The organism is Pseudomonas brenneri (genome assembly GCF_007858285.1).
Taxonomy (GTDB): domain Bacteria; phylum Pseudomonadota; class Gammaproteobacteria; order Pseudomonadales; family Pseudomonadaceae; genus Aquipseudomonas; species Aquipseudomonas brenneri.
The window spans coordinates 144321-164254 of the sequence record NZ_VFIL01000008.1 but is presented as its reverse complement, the minus strand read 5'-3'; the positions used below and the strand labels follow the sequence as shown (position 1 = coordinate 164254).

General features: G+C 61.2%; 16 protein-coding genes and 1 riboswitch. Of the genes, 7 read left to right on the top strand and 9 right to left on the bottom strand.

The features are described 5' to 3' along the window. Positions 1-133: 133 nt before the first annotated feature. A riboswitch (TPP riboswitch) is annotated at positions 134-239 on the bottom strand. A gap of 196 nt (positions 240-435) precedes the next feature. Further along, positions 436-1875: a TolC family outer membrane protein gene (locus FJD34_RS18755; RefSeq protein WP_090292822.1), complete on the top strand. Its 1440-nt coding sequence runs from the start codon at positions 436-438 to the stop codon at positions 1873-1875. A 45-nt stretch (positions 1876-1920) separates the two neighbouring features. Here FJD34_RS18755 and waaA read toward each other — a convergent pair whose 3' ends face one another. Both waaA and FJD34_RS18745 read right to left on the bottom strand, forming a co-directional pair. Continuing rightward, positions 1921-3198 carry a lipid IV(A) 3-deoxy-D-manno-octulosonic acid transferase gene (waaA, locus tag FJD34_RS18750; RefSeq protein WP_032862091.1) on the bottom strand — a complete coding sequence of 426 codons (1278 nt, stop codon included), beginning with the start codon at positions 3196-3198 and terminating at the stop codon, positions 1921-1923. A 23-nt stretch (positions 3199-3221) separates the two neighbouring features. After that, on the bottom strand, positions 3222-4112 hold the full coding sequence (locus tag FJD34_RS18745; protein ID WP_032862092.1) for a LysR family transcriptional regulator: 891 nt from the start codon (positions 4110-4112) through the stop codon (positions 3222-3224). A gap of 201 nt (positions 4113-4313) precedes the next feature. Here FJD34_RS18745 and FJD34_RS18740 point away from each other — a divergent pair, with 201 nt between their 5' ends. From FJD34_RS18740 to FJD34_RS18725, 4 genes are all read left to right on the top strand, one after another. Continuing rightward, positions 4314-4649, top strand: a complete 336-nt coding sequence (locus FJD34_RS18740; RefSeq protein WP_032862093.1) for a DMT family transporter — start codon at positions 4314-4316, stop codon at positions 4647-4649. Between the two features lie 85 nt (positions 4650-4734). Next, positions 4735-5910, top strand: a complete 1176-nt coding sequence (locus tag FJD34_RS18735; protein WP_090292820.1) for an NAD(P)/FAD-dependent oxidoreductase — start codon at positions 4735-4737, stop codon at positions 5908-5910. Next, a complete protein-coding gene (locus FJD34_RS18730) occupies positions 5907-6719 on the top strand; it encodes an aldo/keto reductase (protein ID WP_032862096.1) in 813 nt (270 codons plus the stop codon). Before FJD34_RS18735 ends, FJD34_RS18730 begins: the two co-directional genes overlap by 4 nt. Positions 6720-6760: 41 nt before the next feature. Beyond that, positions 6761-7726 carry a hypothetical protein gene (locus FJD34_RS18725; RefSeq protein ID WP_032862097.1) on the top strand — a complete coding sequence of 322 codons (966 nt, stop codon included), beginning with the start codon at positions 6761-6763 and terminating at the stop codon, positions 7724-7726. 27 nt (positions 7727-7753) lie between these two features. Here the strand turns inward: FJD34_RS18725 and FJD34_RS18720 are convergent, their stop codons facing one another. The 3 genes from FJD34_RS18720 to msbA form a co-directional block, all read right to left on the bottom strand. Next, a complete protein-coding gene (locus FJD34_RS18720) occupies positions 7754-8683 on the bottom strand; it encodes an NAD-dependent epimerase/dehydratase family protein (RefSeq protein ID WP_090292819.1) in 930 nt (309 codons plus the stop codon). An 11-nt stretch (positions 8684-8694) separates the two neighbouring features. Beyond that, complete coding sequence (gene hldE, locus FJD34_RS18715; RefSeq protein WP_032862101.1) at positions 8695-10131, bottom strand: bifunctional D-glycero-beta-D-manno-heptose-7-phosphate kinase/D-glycero-beta-D-manno-heptose 1-phosphate adenylyltransferase HldE; 1437 nt, start codon at positions 10129-10131, stop codon at positions 8695-8697. Between the two features lie 105 nt (positions 10132-10236). Continuing rightward, a complete protein-coding gene (msbA, locus tag FJD34_RS18710) occupies positions 10237-12057 on the bottom strand; it encodes a lipid A export permease/ATP-binding protein MsbA (protein ID WP_032862102.1) in 1821 nt (606 codons plus the stop codon). A gap of 124 nt (positions 12058-12181) precedes the next feature. Between msbA and FJD34_RS18705 the strand changes: the two genes are divergently transcribed. Beyond that, positions 12182-12838 (top strand): phosphotransferase, encoded by a 657-nt coding sequence (locus FJD34_RS18705; RefSeq protein ID WP_090292817.1) that lies wholly within the window; start codon positions 12182-12184, stop codon positions 12836-12838. A 2-nt stretch (positions 12839-12840) separates the two neighbouring features. On the opposite strand, the gene FJD34_RS18700 is transcribed toward FJD34_RS18705, so the two are convergent. From FJD34_RS18700 to FJD34_RS18685, 4 genes are all read right to left on the bottom strand, one after another. Next, the gene (locus FJD34_RS18700) at positions 12841-14247 is read right to left on the bottom strand and encodes a hypothetical protein (RefSeq protein WP_223232730.1); all 1407 of its coding nucleotides are present in this window, start codon (positions 14245-14247) and stop codon (positions 12841-12843) included. Positions 14248-14474: 227 nt separating this feature from the next. Next, the gene (locus tag FJD34_RS18695) at positions 14475-15380 is read right to left on the bottom strand and encodes a glycosyltransferase family 2 protein (protein ID WP_090292814.1); all 906 of its coding nucleotides are present in this window, start codon (positions 15378-15380) and stop codon (positions 14475-14477) included. Beyond that, the gene (locus FJD34_RS18690) at positions 15373-17127 is read right to left on the bottom strand and encodes a carbamoyltransferase family protein (RefSeq protein ID WP_065942896.1); all 1755 of its coding nucleotides are present in this window, start codon (positions 17125-17127) and stop codon (positions 15373-15375) included. Before FJD34_RS18690 ends, FJD34_RS18695 begins: the two co-directional genes overlap by 8 nt. A gap of 150 nt (positions 17128-17277) precedes the next feature. After that, complete coding sequence (locus tag FJD34_RS18685; protein ID WP_032862107.1) at positions 17278-17619, bottom strand: YceK/YidQ family lipoprotein; 342 nt, start codon at positions 17617-17619, stop codon at positions 17278-17280. Positions 17620-17783: 164 nt separating this feature from the next. Here FJD34_RS18685 and FJD34_RS18680 point away from each other — a divergent pair, with 164 nt between their 5' ends. Further along, positions 17784-19877 carry a TonB-dependent receptor family protein gene (locus FJD34_RS18680; RefSeq protein ID WP_174553299.1) on the top strand — a complete coding sequence of 698 codons (2094 nt, stop codon included), beginning with the start codon at positions 17784-17786 and terminating at the stop codon, positions 19875-19877. Positions 19878-19934: the final 57 nt, after the last annotated feature.

Here is a 19934-nt window from a genome sequence, read left to right as displayed (position 1 = left end):
CATCCAGGCAGTGGATTTTTGTCGGAGCGAACCTGTGACGGACGGACGCACTGGAACCAGTGCTGTGCTTGGCGCACGAGGGCTGTTCGATTGTCGAACAACATCCCGGACGAAGCACAAGAGGACTCGCCGGGTGACGAGAAATCTTGTTCCCTACGCAGGCGCTAACCTGATCAGGTTCAACGGGATCCGGTATTTACCGATCTCAGCCTCATAACAAGGCACCCCGACAAGAACGCGGCCAGTCTAGACCATGGAGCAGGCAAATTGCCAATAGCGGTGCATTCAGCGTGATGAATGGCGCAATTACAGGATTGTTGCGCCGTGATACGGCCACTACACTCGGCTACTGTCTCAACGCCTTGACGCTATGGATTGCTCGTCGTAGCCTTGGGCGCTAAATTATCGCCGTAATATTTATCTAGGGATCGCCTCATGCTGCGCAAACTTTCACTGGCTCTTGCCGTGTCTTGTGCGACCAATGGAATGGTCTGGGCAGCTGAAGCGCCCTTGTCGACCAAAACCGACCTGGTCAGCGTCTACCAGGAAGCGGTGGACAATAATGCCGACCTGGCCGCCGCCCGTGCGCAATACGGCGCGCAGAAAGAAGTGGTGCCCCAGGCCCGTGCCGGCCTGCTGCCCAATCTCTCGGCCGGTGCCGACATCAACAATGTGCGCACCCAGATCGACACACCGTCGGCCACCGCCAATCGCGACGCCCATACCTGGCGCGCAACCTTGAGCCAGCCGCTGTTCCGTGCCGACCGCTGGTTCCAATTGCAAGCCGCCGAAGCGGTCAACGAGCAGGCTGCGCTGCAACTCTCGGCCACCGAACAGGAACTGATCCTGCAAAGCGCCGAAAACTACTTCTCCGTGCTGCGCGCCCAGGACAACCTGGCCTCGACCAAGGCCGAAGAGGCTGCCTTCAAGCGCCAACTGGACCAGTCCAACGAACGTTTCGACGTGGGCCTGTCGGACAAGACCGACGTGCTGCAATCCCAGGCCAGCTACGACACCGCGCGGGCCAACCGGATCCTCGCCCAGCGCCAGGTGGATGACGCGTTTGAAGCGCTGATCACCCTGACCAACCGCCAGTACAACGCGATCCAGGGCATCGTCCACACCCTGCCGGTATTGCCGCCGTCGCCCAACGACGCCAAGGCCTGGGTCGACACCGCCGGCCGGCAGAATCTGAATTTGCTGGCCAGCAACTATGCAGTCACCGCCGCCGAAGAAACCCTCAAGCAACGCAAGGCCGGCCACGCGCCGACCCTGGATGCCGTGGCGCAATACGAGAAAGGCGACAACGACGCCCTGGGTTTCAGCAACCCCAATGCCTTCGGCCAGCCGTATCGCGGCGATGTCGAACAACGCACCATCGGCCTGCGCCTGAATATCCCGCTGTACAGCGGCGGCCTCACCAGCTCCCAAGTGCGCGAATCCTATTCGCGCCTGGGCCAGACCGAGCAGCAACGCGAAGGCCTGCGCCGCCAGGTGGTGGAAAACACCCGCAACCTGCACCGCGCAGTGAATACCGATGTGGAACAGGTGCAGGCACGCCGCCAGTCGATCATCTCCAACCAGAGCGCAGTGGAAGCCACGGAAATCGGTTACCAGGTGGGCACACGCAATATCGTCGATGTGCTGGATTCGCAGCGCCAGCTCTACGCGTCGGTGCGCAACTACAACAACAGCCGCTACGACTACATCCTCGACAACCTGCGCTTGAAGCAGGCGGCGGGGACATTGAACCCGAGGGACTTGCAGGACCTGGCGCGCTACCTGAAGGCTGACTACAACCCGGACAAGGACTTCCTGCCGCCAGACCTGGCCAAGGCTGCGGCCGAACAACTGAAGGCCCGCCCCGGCTACTAAACCCACCGCATAATAAAATGTGGGAGCGGGCTTGCTCCCACAAGGTCAGCGGTTGATCAGGCGATCGAGGCCATCGAGCAAGCGCTTCAACGCCCCCTGATTGCCCTGCATCACCTTGAGCCCCGCCTGCGCCATCTTCTGGGCATCCTGCGGCAGTTCAAACAACTGCCGCACTGCCTCGGCCAATCCCTCGGCATCCTCCACCTCCCGCAACGCCCCGGCTTCGCGCATCATCGCGGCGATTTCGAGGAAGTTGAACAGATGCGGGCCGCTGATCACCGGTTTGGCCAACGCTGCGGGCTCCAGCAGGTTGTGCCCCCCATTGGGCACCAGGCTGCCGCCGACAAAAGCGCTGTCGGCCAAGGCATACAAAAACAGCAACTCGCCCATGGTGTCGCCCAGCAACACCGAGGTCTGGGCGTTGACCGGCGCGCCGCTGGAGCGCCGTACCGTGGCAAAACCCTGCTGCTGGCACAGCTCAAACATCGTGTTGAAACGCTCCGGATGCCGGGGCACCAGAATCAACAGGGCGTTGGGATAGCTGACCAGCAACTGCCGGTGGGCCGCCAGCACCACTTCATCTTCACCCTCGTGGGTACTGGCCGCGATCCACACCGGGCGCTCGCTGGCCTGCCACTGCTCGCGCAACGCGGCGGCACGCTCCAGCAATTGTGGGTCAATGGTCAGGTCAAACTTGATCGAGCCGGTGACTTCGACCGTTTCCGGGCGTGCGCCCAGGCTGCGAAAACGCTCGGCCTCGGTGGCGGTCTGCACGGCGAACAGGCTCATTTCTGCCAGCATCGGTGCTGTCAGTTTGGCGAAACGTCCGTAGCCCTTGGCAGAGCGGGCCGACAGCCGCGCATTGGCCAGGGCCACGGGAATCCCGCGCTTGGCGCATTGGTGGATATGGTTGGGCCACAACTCGGTCTCCATGATGACCGCAAGCCTGGGCTGGGCCCGGTCCAGAAAACGCTTGGCCGCACACGGCAAGTCATAGGGCAGGTAGCAATGCTGGATGCGCGGCTCATTGGCGAACAACGCCTGGATCCGCTCGGAACCGGTGGGCGTCATACAGGTGACGGTGATCGGCAATCCAGGGTGGCGCTCCAGCAAACCGTGGATCATCGGCGCGGCAGCGATGCTCTCGCCCACCGACACCGCGTGCACCCAGATCCCGCCGGGCTTGAGTACCGGCAAACCGTAGGAAAAGCGCTCGCTGACGCGCTTGGCGTAGGCCGGCGCCTTGCGTGCCCGTAGCCATAGACGTAAGGCCACCAACGGTAGCGCCAGATAAAACAGACAGCTGTAGAGAGTTCTATTCATGGCGGCGGAGTTTATCGACTTTTTCAGCCGATCGCCTGCAAACACTCGGTAAACCGTTCGGCAAGAAAGCGCGCCGCCGGGCCCAGGGGTTCATCCCGGCGCCAGACTAGCTCCACCACCAGGGCCGGCGGCGTCCATTCGCTATCCAACTCGACCATCTGCCCGTGATAGGTCGGGTATTGCACCACATGCCGCGGCAACCAGGCCCAACCCAGGCCACGGGCCAGCCACTCGGCCAACACATAGAAACTGTCGGCACGCCAGACCTGCGGGCTGGCCGCTTCGCTGCCGGGGTAGACACTGGTCTGGGTCGACATCAGCAACTGGCGAAACTGCGCCAGGCGCTGGCAATCGACAAAACCACCGCTGGCCAGTGGATGGCCGACGCCGCACACCGTGACCATCTCCACACTGCCGACCACCCGCCGCTCAAGCGCTTCGGGGATCTGGTCGTGATAGAACAGCAATCCCAGGTCCGCTTTGCGCTCGACTAATTTGCGTGCGACATCCCCCTGGGCCGTGCTCGACAATTGCACTTCCAGGCTAGGAAACTTCCCGGCCAGCGCCTCAAGGCTGTCGAGTACCGGCTGATACAGCATGGCTTCGTCCTGGGCCAGGCGCAGCCGTGCTTCTTCGCCACGCATCAGGGACAAGGCGCGGCCATTGAGGCGCTCGCACTGGCGCAGCACTTCCCGGGCCTCCTCCAGCAGCACCGTGCCGGCCTCGGTCAACCGGGGCTGGCGGCCGCTGCTACGATCAAACAGGCTCACGCCCAGGTCGGCCTCCAGCAAGGCAATACCACTACTTACCGCTGATTGCGCCTTGCGCTGGTCCCGCGCCACCGCCGAAAACGAGCGCTGTTCGGCGACGCTGACAAACAGGCGCATCTGCTCCAGGTTCCATTGCACGCTCATGGGTTAAACCTATCTTGAATTCGGATAGGTAATGACTTTACCCCATCTGAGAACGCACTAAAATGCCCACCTTTGTAGGAGCGAGCTTGCTCGCGAAAAACCCAAGAACACCACGTTCAACCAGGCTATACGCGTAATCGTTAACGATTTTCGCGAGCAAGCTCGCTCCTACAGTATTGAGCCCATTCCGAGGATTGCCCCATGACCGCCGCCTACTACTATCTGGCCATTGCCATCTGCTCGGAAGTGATCGCCACCGTTTCCATGAAAGCGATCAAGGGCTGGAGCACGCCGATTCCTCTGCTGTTGGTGATCGTGGGTTACGGCGTGGCGTTCTGGATGCTGACCCTGGTGGTGCGCACCGTTCCGGTGGGCGTGGCCTACGCGGTGTGGGCGGGGCTGGGGATCGTCATGGTCAGCATCGCGGCGCTGTTTATCTATGGGCAGAAGCTCGATCTGCCGGCGATGCTCGGGATGGGTTTGATTGTGCTGGGGGTGGTGGTGATTCAGTTGTTTTCGAAAACGGCAGGGCACTGACCTCCTACAGTTGTTGATCCTGAGCAAAGATCCCGCCGTCGAGTCTGTATACTTGGCCTCTTGTTCTGAACACTGAGGTCGCCCCATGCCATCCGTTATTTCCACCGACGTCCTGATTGTCGGCGCCGGGGTTGCCGGCCTCTGGCTCAATGCGCGCCTACGCAGCCAGGGGTTTTCCACGATTGTGGTGGAGAACGCGACCCTGGGTGGCGGGCAGAGCGTGAAGTCCCAGGGGATCATTCACGGTGGTGCGAAATACGCCTTGCACGGCGCCCTGACCGGCGCCTCCGAAGCCATTGCCGACATGCCGCGACGCTGGCGTGAAGCGCTGGCGGGCACAGGCGAGTTGGACCTGACAGGCGTGCGCCTGCTGTCCCAGGCCCATTACCTGTGGTCGCCGGGCACCCTGGCCGGCAATCTCACCAGTTTCTTCGCCAGCAAAGCGGTGCGCGGCCGTGTCGACCAGGTCAAGGGCGACGATTTGCCGCCGGCCCTGCAAAACCGTCGCTTCAAGGGCAAGGTCTATCGCCTGGCCGAACTGGTGGTGGATGTGCCGAGCCTGATCGAACGCCTGGCGCAACTGGCCGGTGACGGCCTGCTCGCCGGGCAACAGATCGAGCCACTGCTTGAGGGTGGCATCCTGGTTGGCCTGAAAGTCGATGGCCGGGCGATTCGCGCCCAGCGCATCGTGCTGAGTGCCGGCGGTGGCACCGCCGAGTTGCTGATGGCCCTGGGCCTGAGCCAGCCAGCCATGCAAAAGCGCCCGCTGCATATGATCATCGCCAAGGGCCCTGGCCTCAAACCCTTGTACGCACATTGCCTGGGTGGCGGTACCAAGCCACGGATCACCATCACCACGCACCCGGCCGCCGATGGCAATTGGGTGTGGTACATGGGCGGCGATATCGCCGAGGCCGAAGGTGTGCACCGCACGCCCGCCGAGCAGATCGCCACGGCGCAAAAGGAGCTGGCGCAGTTGCTACCGTGGATCGATATGAACCAGACCCAATGGGCAACCTTGCGTGTAGATCGCGCCGAGCCCCTGCAATCAGGCCTGACCCGGCCGGACAACGCGTTCCTCGCCGAACAGGGCCGCCTGCTGGTGGGCTGGCCAACCAAGCTGGCCCTGGCGCCGGACTTCGCCGACCGAGTGCTCAACGCCCTGGAACGTGACGGCATCCAGCCAGCACCCAGCGAACCCTTGCCGGAACTGCCGCGCCCAGCCATCGCCCAACCTGCCTGGGAGCAATTGTTGCCATGAGCCTGCCGACCCTGCACGACCTTCATCGCCCCCTGGGCAGCACCGGCCTGTTGGTGTCGCCACTGGGCCTGGGCACCGTGAAGCTGGGGCGCGACCAGGGCGTGAAGTACCCCAATGGTTTCCAGATTCCCGATGATGAGCAGGCGCGGATGTTACTGCGCCAGGCGCGCGAGCTGGGGATCAACCTGATCGACACCGCCCCCGCCTACGGCCACAGCGAAGAACGCCTGGGCCCGCTGCTGCGTGGTCAGCGCCAGGATTGGGTAATTGTCAGCAAGGTCGGCGAAGAATTTGTCGACGGCGTGTCCCATCACGATTTCAGCGCAGCCCACACCCGGCTGTCCGTGGAGCGCAGCCTGAAACGCCTGGAAACGGATTTTATCGACCTGGTGCTGGTGCACTCCGATGGTAACGACTTGCATATCCTCAACGACTGCGAGGTCTACCAGACCCTGGCGGACCTCAAGGCCGAGGGCAAGATTCGCGGTTTCGGCTTCTCCGGCAAAACCGTCGAAGGCGGCGTGAAGGCTCTGGAACAAGGTGATTGCGCCATGGTCACCTACAATCTGAACGAACAAAACGAAAAGGCCGTGATTGATTACGCCGCCGCCCACGGCAAAGGCATCCTGGTGAAAAAGGCCCTGGCCAGTGGTCATGCCTGCCTTGAGCCAGGAGTGGATCCAATTCATGCCAGTTTCATCTTGTTGTTTGCGCAAACGGGCGTGGCCAGTGCTATTGTCGGGACCATCAACCCGTTGCACCTTGCCCACAATGTGGCAACCGCTGCCAAGATCATTCGCCAATCCTGATGCCGCCGACGCGGCCGACCCCGACGCAAGAAGGAGCCGACATGCCGCGAACGCTCATAAGAAAAAACCCCAGTAACTTTAAAACACTGCCGCTGTACGTCGAAGCCACCCCCGAAGGCCTGAGCTACCAGAGCGTGGGCATGCCGCTCAATTTTGCCCAGACCCTGCAGCGGCGCAAGCCGGTAGAAGTGGCAGACGCCGAGCGCTTCGCCCTGGAACTGGCCAACCTCGGGGTGTCGGTGCGCCTGACATTGCATTGGCAAAACCGCGATTACTGGGTGCTGGTGCGCCAGCGTCGCCAGGACCGTGGCGATGTGGTGCTCAAGTTGATTTCCGGCTACGTGCCGGCCCACGAGTTGAACCTGCCGCTGCACACCGCCATTCAGGAAATCGCCGAGGAATGCCTGCTGGAAACCCCGGAGGGCTGGCTGGGCGGACGTTTCAACGATACCTGGCTGCCGGCGCCCTACTCCAGCGCGCTGCATTACCGTGAGGCCTTGCCGTTTCGTCTGTCGCCGTTGTCCGGCGCCGCCCGCCCGGTGCGCTGCGCCAACATGCAGTTGATCGAACGCCCGCGGGCCTATGTGCACCTGCCCACGGCCTCACTGCAATTGATCTACGACCTGCGCCTGGAAGTGCCGAAGGAAGCCAAGTCCCTGAGCTTGTTCCATGTCGATGAACGCCTGGAGGGCGATCAACTGGTGGCACGCCTGGACCGCCAGCGCCCGGACTTGTACCTGATGCCCCTGAAGGACGGCCAGCCTTGCGCCGAGCTGTATACCCTGAAGAAGGATCAACTGGTGCCGGCGAGCACGCGCGGGTTGTACCTGGCCGAAAGTTTTGCCCAGCAGGAAGGCTGGCTGGTGCGCGATGAGCGGATTCGCTGGAAGGACTGGCTCAGGCAACAGGGCCTCAGCGCGCCGGAGAAGGAATCGAAGTTGAAACAGCTGACTGGCCGGGCCCGGCAGATCTTGCGCAAGATCGTACCGAAGAAGGCGGGTCACTAAAGCAGCCCCGCCTGTGGCAAGTGGTACTTACTGGTTGAGCAGTTTTTCCAGCCCAACCTTCAGCGGCGTCGGCTCAGGCAATGTGAAACTCGCTGCCAAGCGCTGGTTATTGGCCCTTGAGTGCCGGATGTCCCCCGAACGCGGTTCTGTGTAGCTGACAGCCGGCAACGAACCGATGATTTCCGACAGCGCCTGCAGCAACTGCTTGAGCGTGGTGGTGCGGTTCCAGCCGACATTGATCGCACCCAGGGGCGCCTCGGCCATTTCCACCGCTTGCACCAACACCGCCACCAGATCCCCGACGTACATGAAGTCCCGGGTTTGCTCCCCGTCGCCAAACACCGCAATCGGCAGGCCTTTTTGCGCACGCTCGCTGAAGATGCTGATCACCCCGGAATACGGCGATGAAGGATCCTGGCGCGGGCCAAAAATATTGAAGAAGCGGAAAATCACCGGCTCCAGGCCATGCTGGCGACGGTAGAAATCGAAGTAGTGCTCGCTCGCAAGCTTGTCCGAAGCATAAGGCGTCAACGGCGCCTTGGCGGTTTGCTCATCGATGGAGTCGTCCTCGCCGTTGTTGCCATACACCGCAGCACTGGAGGCAAACACCACGCGCTTGACCCCGGCCTGGCGCATGGCCTCGCAGACATTCAGGCTACCGACAAAGTTGCTCTGGTGCGTACTGACCGGGTCATCCACCGACGCCTGCACCGAAGCGACTGCCGCCAGGTGCACCACTGCCGTCGCCCCTACAGCCGCTCGGGCCACCAGTGCAGCATCGGCCACGTCGCCTTCGAGCAATTGCAGGCGCGGGTTGTCCAGGGGCAGGTTACTGCGCTTGCCAGTGGACAGGTTATCCAGCACCCGCACCGCATAGCCCTTGGCAAGCAGTGCATCAACCAGATTGGAACCGATAAAGCCGGCACCGCCGGTAATCAGTACGAGAGCATCAGACATAACGGTAAAACCTATTGAGCGGCATCGTTGGTTTGGCGGATTTTTTCGACAATCGCGGTGGTCGAGCTGTTTTCCACCAACCCGAGGACTTTGACCTTGCCACCATAGGCGTTAACGATATCGGCGCCGACCACCTGGTCGACCGAGTAATCACCGCCCTTGACCAACACATCAGGCTTGACCTGGGCCAGGAGATTTTCCGGGGTGCCCTCGGAGAAGCTGATAACCCAGTCCACCGCGCCCAACCCAGCCAGCACCGCCATGCGCCGGTCGACACTGTTGATCGGCCGGCCCGGCCCTTTCAGGCGGCTGACCGAAGCATCGTCGTTGATCGCCACGATCAGGCGATCACCCTGGGCGCGAGCCTGCTCCAGGTAGGTCACATGCCCGGCGTGCAGAATGTCGAAACAACCGTTGGTGAAAACGATGCTTTCGTTATGGGCACGGGCATCGTCAATCGCCAGCAGCAATTGGTCCAGGCTCAACACACCACGCTCCGAGCCTTCCTCGCGCTGGATCGCACGACGCAGTTCCGGGGCGCTGATCGACGCCGTACCGAGCTTGCCCACCACGATGCTCGCCGCCAGGTTGGCCAGGGCTACCGCATGGGGCAACTCCTCCCCCGCCGCGATCGCCGCCGCCAGGGTGGAGATCACCGTGTCGCCGGCACCAGTGACGTCGAACACTTCCCGCGCACGCGCCGGCAAGTGCATGGCCGGGTGACCGGGGCGCAGCAGGGTCATGCCGTGTTCGCCACGGGTCACCAGCAAAGCGCCGAGGTCGAGCTCGGCCATCAGGCTTGCGCCTTTGCTCACCAGTTCGTGCTCATCGGCGCAGCCGCCGACGATGGTTTCAAATTCGCTGAGGTTCGGCGTGATCAGGCTGGCGCCCCGGTAAACCGAGAAGTCCTTGCCCTTGGGATCGGCCAGCACCGGGATGCCACGGGCCTTGGCGGCCTGGATCAGCATCTGGTGGTTTTTCAGTGCGCCTTTGCCGTAGTCCGACAGCACCAGCACCTTGATGCCTTCGAGCAACTCGTCGACCTGCTCACTGAGGGCCAGGGCGTCGGTGGCAAAAGGTTCTTCAAAATCGATACGCAGCAATTGCTGGTGACGGCTCATGACCCGCAGCTTGACGATGGTCGGCTGATGGGCGATGCGCTGGAACAGGGCACGCACACCAGCGCCGCGCAGGCTGTTGGTCAGGCTGTCGGCGGCTTCGTCGTCACCGGTCACGCCGACCAGGGAGGCCGGGGCGCCGAGTGCGGCGATGTTAAGGGCGACGTTGGCAGCGCCGCCTGGACGGTCTTCGATTTGCTCGACCTTGACTACCGGTACCGGTGCCTCAGGGGAAATCCGTGAGGTACCGCCATGCCAGTAACGGTCGAGCATGACATCGCCGACCACCAAGACAGGGGCTTGATCGAATCGCGGCATGGACAACTTCATGGAGCAACCCACATACAAAATGAACAGGGGCGCGATATTAGCACAGGGAAAAGCATCGACCGCTTCAATCCTGGCGGTCGATTCCAGCCCGGCGCCAATGACGCCTCAATAGGCATCCGTCACGTGGGAGGGCGCCACCGGGTCGCCTTCTTCAAACTCCTTGGCGTGCAGGCGGGCGTAGTAGCCATTCTTCGCCAGCAACTCGACATGAGTGCCGCGCTCGACAATCTGGCCATCGTCCATCACCAGGATCAGGTCGGCTTTCTCGATGGTGCTCAATCGGTGGGCAATCACCAGGGTCGTGCGATTCTTCACCACATGGTCCAGAGCGGCCTGGATGTGGCGCTCGGACTCGGTATCCAGGGCCGAGGTCGCCTCATCGAGAATCAGCAGCGGTGCATCCTTGAGCAAGGCCCGGGCAATTGCGATGCGCTGGCGCTGGCCGCCGGACAGCAGCACGCCGTTCTCGCCCACCATAGTTTCGTAGCCCTGGGGCATCTTCACGATGAACTCATCGGCATACGCTTCGCGAGCGGCATGGTGCACGGCGTCGGTTGGCGCGCCGGCCAGGTCACCATAGGCGATGTTGTTGGTCACGGTGTCGTTGAACAAGGTGACCTGCTGGGTCACCAGGGCAATTTGCCGGCGCAGGTTGCGCAGGGTGAAATCCTGCACGCGCACGCCATCAAGCAGAATCTGCCCCTGCTCATGCTGATAGAAGCGTGGGATCAAGCCCGCCAGGGTCGACTTGCCGCTGCCTGAGCGTCCCACCAGCGCGACCATTTGCCCAGGCTCGACGATAAAGCTGATGTCGTTGAGCACCTTCTTGTCGCTTTCCGGGTATTGGAAGCTGAGGTTGCGCACTTCAATGCGCCCAGCCAGACGTTCATGCTCAATCACGCCCTGGTCGACTTCTACCGGCTCATCCAATTGCTCGAAAATACTCTCGGCACCCGCCACGCCCTTCTGGATGGTGGAGCTGACTTCGGAAAGCTGGCGAATCGGCTTGGGCAACAAGCCGGCCATGGTGATATAGGCCACCAAGTCACCCGGCGAGGCATCGCCACGCAAATACAGGACCAGGAACATGACCACGGCCATCGCGCTGTAGGTCACCAACTGCAGCATCGGCGTGTACACCGCGCCGGTCTTGGTCATCGCCAGTTGTTTCTCGGTATTGCTCAGGCTCGCCTGTTCGAAGCGCACCTTTTCATACTGCTCGCCGCCAAAGCTGCGGACCACGCGGTAACCGTGGATCGTCTCGGAGGCCACATGGGTCACGTCGCCCATGGACACCTGGATCTTCTTGCTTTGCTTGCGGAATTTACGGCTGGTGCTGTTCACCATCATGCCGATCACCGGCAGGATCGCCAGCATCACCAGGGTCAGCTTCCAGTTCATCCACACCAGGGTGCAAAACAGGAAAATCACGGTCATGCCTTCACGGATAACCACCTTGATCGCATCGGTGGCAGCCCCGGTGACCATGGTGACGTTGAAGGTAATGCGGGAAATCAGGTGGCCGGAGTTGTTCTTGTCAAAGAAGCGGTTGGGCAACTCCAACAGCTTGTTGAACAGCACCACGCGCAAGTCGTGGACCAGCCCCAGGGAAACCCGGGCCAGGAAGAAGTTGCCGAGGAAAGAACCCACGCCCTGCCACGCGGCGATCAGCACGATCATCAGCGGCACGGTTTCCAGCAACTGCAACTTGCCAAGATAAGGGTTGCCGGGGAACAGGCTGGCCTCGGGGTTCGCCAGGCCATCGACGAAATACTTGAGGATGTAAGCGAGCATCGGCTGGGTCGATGCGAAGATCAGGAACCCGACGATACTCAGGATGAACAGACCCACATAAGGCCGTACGTAAGTCAGGAGGCGAAAGTAAATCGCCAGCGTCGACTGGGTTTTCGGTTCAGGACTGCTCATGGGAATCCGCGCAAATCAGTAAGGCGCGGATCATATCACAGGCCTCTTCGCCCCAAAAAACACGAGCAGGGGCCAGCCTTGCACCAAGTCGGTTAAGATAACCGGCTATTGATGGGAGTCAGGCATGCAAGTAATCGATCACAACACCTACGAGGCATTGCGCGCCGCCGCGCAGGTGCTGGAAGCCGATGGTTCTGGCGACAAGGTGCTCCGGTTGACCGATGGTTGCATACTCAAACTGTTCCGGCGCAAGCGTCTGCTCAGTTCGGCGCTGTTCTACCCCTATGCACAACGCTTCGCCAACAACACCCGTGCGCTACAGCAACGGGACATCCCCTGCCCGCGCATCATTGCGGTGTATCGCATCCCCAGCATTGCGCGGGATGCGGTGTACTACAGCCCGCTGGCCGGGGAAACCATCCGCCAACTGAAACTCGCCAAGCAAGACGCCGACGCCCTGCGTGGGCGCCTCGGCTGTTTCATCGCGCAATTGCATGAGAAAGGCGTGTACTTTCGCTCGCTGCACTTTGGCAACGTGGTCCTGACACCGGAAAACACCCTGGGGCTGATCGACATTGCCGACCTGAGCTGCCAGAGCGTCCCGCTGAGCCAGAGCAAGCGGCTGCGCAACTTCAGCCATCTGCGGCGCTATCCCGAGGACCGGCAATGGCTGCTGGGGGATGATGCCGGGCAAGCCTTCTTCGATGGCTATCGCCAAGGCTTGCCGGCAGGTAGCCAGCAGGCGCCGTTGATTGAGCGCCTGCGGCAATTACTGGGCTGACTTTACTGGGTGATGATCAGTACCGTGGCGCCTCGGCGATTGGCGAAGCGCTCGACAATGCGCAGGTTGCGCTCGGCCAGCCAACTGGTGAGCCAGGGTTCGTTACCGCGGGCCTCGATCAGGAAGTAGCGGAATTTATCTGCATGGGCCGGCGACATGGCCGCTTCCCGGGTCAATTGCTTGAGCTGATAACCACGCCCGGCGTAATAGCCGATCCGGCCGTCATCGAAATAGGCCGGGACGTCCGGCTCGACATTCGCCGCTATCCAACGCCCAGCGTCGACGTACTGGACCTTGCCCGGCCCGGTGGACACCACGTTGGATAGCATCACCAGCAGGCACACCGCCACCAAGACCTTACCGAGGCGCGGGAACTGCCGGGCAAACATCTGCAGCGCTATCGCCAACGCCGGCACAAACAGCAGGTTCAAGAAGCTCATGTAGCGCACATTCATGAACTGCTGCTGGATAAAGAACAGCAGCAACACCAGCAGGTACATCACTGCCGTCCAGGCAAAAGGCCGATACTCATGCCAGTAGCGCTTTATTGCCTGCCAATTGCTACCCCGTAAAAACGGCACGGCAAAGGGTCCGCAAATATTCACAAAGCTGATGGCCATGGCCGCCAGAATGCCAAAAAAGATGATGCGCCCCGTTTCATCCTGGGAGTACTTGTTGATCAGCGAGTTGGCAAACTGCTCGCGCAGCAAATCGAATGACGCCAGCACACTGCTTGGGTTGATCAGGTCCAAATAGTAGGCAACACGGGCCGATGTAAAGCCGCCCGTCACCGAGATCAGCACCATCCCCGCCACAACCGCAAGCAGCGGCAGCGCGACAAACTGCAAGAGCGCCAGGCGCCGCTCGCGCACCCACAGGCCAGGCAACTGCCACAAACCCAACGCAGGCAACAGCAACAACGCTTCCAGCCGGAAAGCTGCCGCCGCGACAATCGCCAGATGGATGGTTATTGCCCGCAGCCACCCGCCTCGGGCCTGCCAACGCATGGCCAGCCAGAGCGTCAGGATGCAGAAGAACCAGAAGCCGAACTCACGCAGGATCTCGCCACGAAACATATTGAATGCTGGCATCGCCAGCACCACCAGGCAAGCCCATGGCGCCACCTGCACCGAGCGCTGGCGCACGCAGTCAACCAGCAGCGCACAGGTGCCCGCGGCAAACAGCGAGCACCACAAGTAAGCGCTCAGTTCTATGGGCAGACCTGAAACCGAATGGGTACCCGCCAGGAGCAGGGAGAACCAGGGCCAGTTGAAGACGGCAAAGGCGACTTTCGGGCCGTGGACTTGAACATCCTGGGCAATGGTCAGGTAGAAAGCAGCATCACGCCCGACAGTCGCCGCGCCCAGCACGGCGATCAGGGAGAGCAGCAGGCTCCCAAAAAATGCCACTCGAACGGGATGTTCGACGACCACATTCAAAGCCCGAGCCCACACCTTGCTACCTATACCAACCACACCCCCCCCTTAAAACCTGGCGTCACATCGCGTGCACAAGATTTGGAAAACATCCATTTCAGAAAACCATCACGCCGCCAAAAACCAAGCGCCCGGTCGTTGCAATCAACTCAGGCGCTGTATTGGTGATTCACGGCGTAGCCTAACAGGCTATAAAACTCTTACTTGAACAACAGCTGAAGCGCCTTGCGGGTGTACGACCAACGTGTCAGCGCGCGCCAGTCGGTACGCACCGCCTGGCAGTAAAACTGCCGGGCCAGCGTGTATTCGCCAGCGCTCAGGCAATTGCGAAACAAAGACAGGCAGCGCTGCGCGAGAAACGCACTGCGCAGGCCTTGCAACGCCTTGGGCATACGCACTGGCGAGAAGACCTCGTCAACCAGGCTCACGCCCGCTGCCACACTGTGATTGATGTCATGCCGCAAGCTGTCGGCATGCTTGTAGATCAACGCCAGTGGCTGATCGATGACCGTACAGGGCACGCGCGCCAGGGCCTGGGCAAACACCGGAATATCCTCGGCGTTACGCATGCGCTCCGGGTAGTTGCCCACCGAGAAGATGTCTCGATGCATGGCGCAGGCGCCATTGGAGATCGCGATGGTCTTGTCCAGCAAATACCCGCGCACTCGCAGATAAGGCGTGGCAGGCAGCGGCTTGACGGCATGCAGGCGGCGCTTGCCATCCTCGAACACCGACCAGTGGCCACCGATGATCAAGCGACTGTCCGGGTGAGCGGCAATATGCTGCGCGACCAGGGCCAGCGCACCGGGTGCCATTTCATCATCGGCGTCCAGGAACATCAGGTACTGGCCAGCAGACTCTTCAATCCCGCGATTGCGCACCGAGGCCAAGCCGCCATTGGGCTTGCGCAAGGCCCGGAAACGTCCCGGGTGCTTGGCCAACAAAGCCTCCAGCACCTGCGGCGTCTCATCGGTAGAGCCGTCATCAATCACCAACAACTGCGCATCGGCTTCGTCGAGTTGTGCCAGCACCGATTCAACCGCGCGCCCCAGGGTGCGCGCATAGTTGTAGGCGGGGATGACGACGCCAATCAGTGCTTCAGTCAATGACTTGCCCTTCCACACCGTCTTTGACGACCAGGATGTCTTCCATGATCAGGTACTGCAGGTCAGAGCCGAAGAACATGTTCAGTGCGTCGGTCGGCGAGCAGATCATCGCTTCGCCACGGCGATTGAGCGAGGTGTTCAGGGACACGCCGTTACCGGTCAGCACTTCCAGCTCTTTCATCATGTCGTAGTAGCGCGGGTTGTATTCGCGCTTGAGCACCTGGGCGCGGGAGGTGCCATCTTCATGGACCACTTCCGGCACGCGGGTTTTCCATTCCTCCGCCACTTCAAAGGTGAAGGTCATGAACGGGGCCGGGTGATCGACCTTGATCATCTGCGGGGCCACGGTGTCGAGCATCGACGGGCAGAAAGGCCTCCAGCGCTCGCGGAACTTGATCTGGTGGTTGATCCGGTCAGCCACGCCCACGGCGCTCGGGCAACCGATGATCGAACGACCGCCCAAGGCACGCGGACCGAACTCCATGCGGCCCTGGAACCAGGCCACCGGGTTGCCGTCGACCATGATCTGGGCGATGCGCTTTGGCATGTCGTCGATCTGGCGCCACTTCGGCTTGCTCGGGTGCTTGGCGCACGCGGCAATCACTTCTTCGTTGCTGTAGGACGGGCCGAGATAGACGTGTTCCATCTTCTCTACCGGTACACCACGGGCATGGGACACATAGGCCGCCGCGCCCACGGCGGTGCCGGCATCGCCGGACGCCGGCTGCACGAACAGCTCCTTGACGTCGTCGCGGGCAATGATCTTCTGGTTCAACTTGACGTTCAGCGCACAGCCGCCGGCGAAGGCCAGCTTGCCGGTTTCCTTGAGGATATCGCCCAGGTAATGGTCGATCATCTGCAAGGCCAGTTTCTCGAACAGGGCCTGCATGCTCGCCGCGTAGTGGATGTACGGTTCGTCGGCGATGTCGCCTTCGCGCTTGGGACCCAGCCATTCGATCAGTTTTGGCGAGAAGTAGAACCCCTTGCCCTTCTCTTTATAGCGGCGCAGGCCGATGACGTTGGCGTAGTCGGTATTGATCACCAACTCGCCGTTTTCAAAGGAGGCCAGGCGCGAGAAGTCGTACTTGCTGGCATCGCCATACGGCGCCATGCCCATGACCTTGAACTCGCCATCAAGCATCTCGAAACCGAGGAACTCGGTGATCGCGCCGTACAGGCCGCCGAGGGAGTCCGGATCGTAGAACTCCTTGATCTTGTGGATCTTGCCGTTCTCGCCGTAGCCGAAGAAGGTGGTGGCGTACTCGCCCTTGCCGTCGATCCCGAGGATCGCGGTCTTCTCCTGGAAACCCGAGCAGTGATAGGCGCTGGAAGCGTGGGCCAGGTGGTGTTCAACCGGCTCGATCTTGATCTTCTTCGGATCGAAGCCCAGTTGCTCCAGGCACCAGACAATCTTGTTGCGATAGCGCTTGTAGCGGCGATTACCCATCAGGATCGCGTCAAGGGCGCGGTCCGGGGCGTACCAGTACCGCTTGGCATAGTGCCAGCGAGCCTCGCCGAACAAGCTGATCGGGGCGAACGGGATCGCTACCACATCAACGTCGGAAGGCTTGATACCGGCCTGTTCCAGGCAGAATTTCGCCGATTCGTAGGGCATGCGGTTCTTTGCATGTTTATCGCGTACGAAGCGCTCTTCTTCGGCAGCCGCGATCAGCTTGCCGTCGATATACAGGGCTGCGGAAGGATCATGGCTAAGGGCGCCGGACAGGCCAAGAATCGTCAATGCCACTGGGGTCTAGCCTCTTTTAGTCTGCAAGCAGGCGCTTGCGCCTGAAAAATGTGTGCCCCTCGCCTCGGCGAGAAAAGCTAAAGGGCGGGATTATAGCTTAAAAGAGGCAAAACGCCTCTAGCTGCAAATGGCAGGGAGAAACAAGAGGCGTTATCGGAAAATCTCGATACTGCCATCACGACTCTGCCGGTAGACGGTGTAGGGCAGTACCAAAGTATCGAGAACGCCTGACAGGGCGAAATCAACGGCAATCCACGGCAGCGGGCCGATCTGCTGGTCGTCCAGGCTTTTCTTGCTGTTGGGTTCGCCATTCAGGGAGCAGAAGTCGTACACCACGCCGCTGTAGATACGGGGCACGCTCTCGCAATGGCTGCGCAGGTCCTTGAGTTTCTGGCTGGCCACCGCGTCTTCGCGAAACACCGTATCGATGGTGCCACAGGCCGTGGTCGAAAGGACAATGGCGGCAAGCAGCAGAATGTTTGTAGGATTCACGGGCAACCCTCCTTTGGCATGAGGCGGGCAGCCTAACCCAAGACTGCGTAAGACGAATATGCCGAAATTGTGCGGGAATATTCTTCGGAAAAGCCTCACAGAATCGTTAAACTCGCGCCCTTTTTTCCGCGCCCGCGCTGCGCGTCATGGAAGTTGGTTCGCTCATGAAAGTCGTTGTCCCCACCTGTTTTGCGATGTTGCTCCCCGGCCTGCTGGGCCTGCAGCAACCCGCCCAGGCAGAAGATGCCCCGCTGATCCTCGACCCCAGCGTGGTGACAGGCTCGCGCAGCGTCAGTCGCAGTTTCGACCTGCCCTACTCGGTGGACAGCATCAGCCGTGAACAGATCAGCGATGGCCAACTGGGCATCAACGCTTCGGAGGCCCTGGCCCGCGTGCCGGGGCTGGTGGTGCAGAACCGCCAGAACTATGCTCAGGACCTGCAGATTTCGTCCCGGGGCTTTGGCGCGCGCTCGGCGTTTGGCGTGCGCGGGATCAAGCTGATTGCCGATGGCATCCCCGCCAGCACCCCGGATGGCCAGGGCCAGGCGGCCACGTTCAACCTTGACACTGCCGAGCGCATAGAAGTGCTGCGCGGTCCAGCCGCCACCTTGTATGGCAGCAACGCCGGCGGGGTGATCCAGATGTTCTCGCGCAACGGCGAGGGCCCGCCACGCATCGGTGCCGAAACCCTGTTCGGCAGCGACGGCCTGAACAAGAACCACCTCAGCGCCGAAGGCGCGGTGGACGGTGCCGGGTTTGTCCTCGACGCCTCGCGCATGGACACCGACGGCTACCGCGACCACAGCAGCGCCCGTCGCGACCAGACCTTCGCCAAGCTTAATGTCGAGCCCGATGACGACAGTAAGCTGGCCCTGATCTCCAGCAGCCTGGAGCAGAACGGCACCCAGGATCCACTGGGACAGACCTGGGCTGGCTACAAGGCCGACCCGCGTTCGGTCACCAGCAACGCGTTGACGTACAACACGCGCAAGAGCATTGACCATCAGCAGTTGGGGATGAATTACGAGCGGTACATTGGCGATGCGACGTTGCAGGTGAATGCCTATACCGGGCGGCGGAGTGTGATTCAGTATTTGTCGATTCCCAAGGGCGTCCCAAGCAACGAACGCGGTGGCGGCGTGGTGCAATTCGACCGCAAGTTCTACGGCGCCGGCGTACGCTGGATGCAGCCCATCGCCAGCGTGCCGGGTGAACTGATGATCATCACCGGCCTGGACTTCGACCAGAGCGAAGACAGCCGCCACGGCTACAAGAACTACAACGGCAACACCCTGGGCGTGAAAGGCGAATTGCGCCGCAATGAAATCGACACCGCCCGCAGCCTCGACCCATATATCCAGGCCAACTGGGCCATTGACCGCTGGACCCTGCAAGCCGGGCTGCGCCACAGCACCATGGAACTGGACGTCGATGACCAATTCCTGAGCAATGGTGACGCCAGCGGCAGCAAGACCTATCAGAAAAACACGCCCTCGATGAGCGTGATGTACGCCTTCACCCCTGATCTGCATGGCTACGTCAGCGCCGGCAAGGGATTCGAAACCCCGACCCAGGCCGAACTGGCTTATGCGCCCGGCGATGTAGAGGGTTTCAACTTTGGCCTGAAACCGGCTGAAAGCACTCAGTATGAAGTAGGTCTAAAGGCACAAATCAACAACAGCACACGGGTCAATGCTGCGGTGTTCCAAATCACAACCGATGATGAGCTGGTAGTCACTGCCTCAAAGGATGGCCGCACCAGTTACCAAAACGCCGGCCGCACCCTGCGCCGCGGCTTTGAACTGGGCATCGAAAGTCAACTGAGCGAGCAGTGGAGCGCCAACCTCGCCTACACCCGCCTGCAAGCCACCTACGACAGTGACTTCAGCAACAACGGCAAATCCATCGACAAAGGCAACTACCTGCCCGGCGTCCCGCAGACCCTGCTGTTTGCCGAGCTGAACTGGAAACCACGGGATTGGCTCAGCACCGCTGTCGAAGGCATGTACCGCAGCAAGATCTATGTCGAGGACACCAACCAGGAGCGTGCTGCGCCGGGCTACAGCGTCTTCAACTGGCGTGCGCGGTTTGAGCAGAAGGTGGAGCACTGGACCTTTCATCAGACTTTGCGCCTGGATAACTTGCTGGATCGCCAATACGTGGGGTCGGTGATCGTAGGCGACAGCAACCAGCGCTATTACGAGGCCGCGCCAGGCCGATCCTGGTATGCCGGCGCAGGAGCCCAATACAGTTTCTGAACAATACAAAACCGATGGGCAACTTGCGCTGCCCAATCGGTTCCCATGTTAATCACA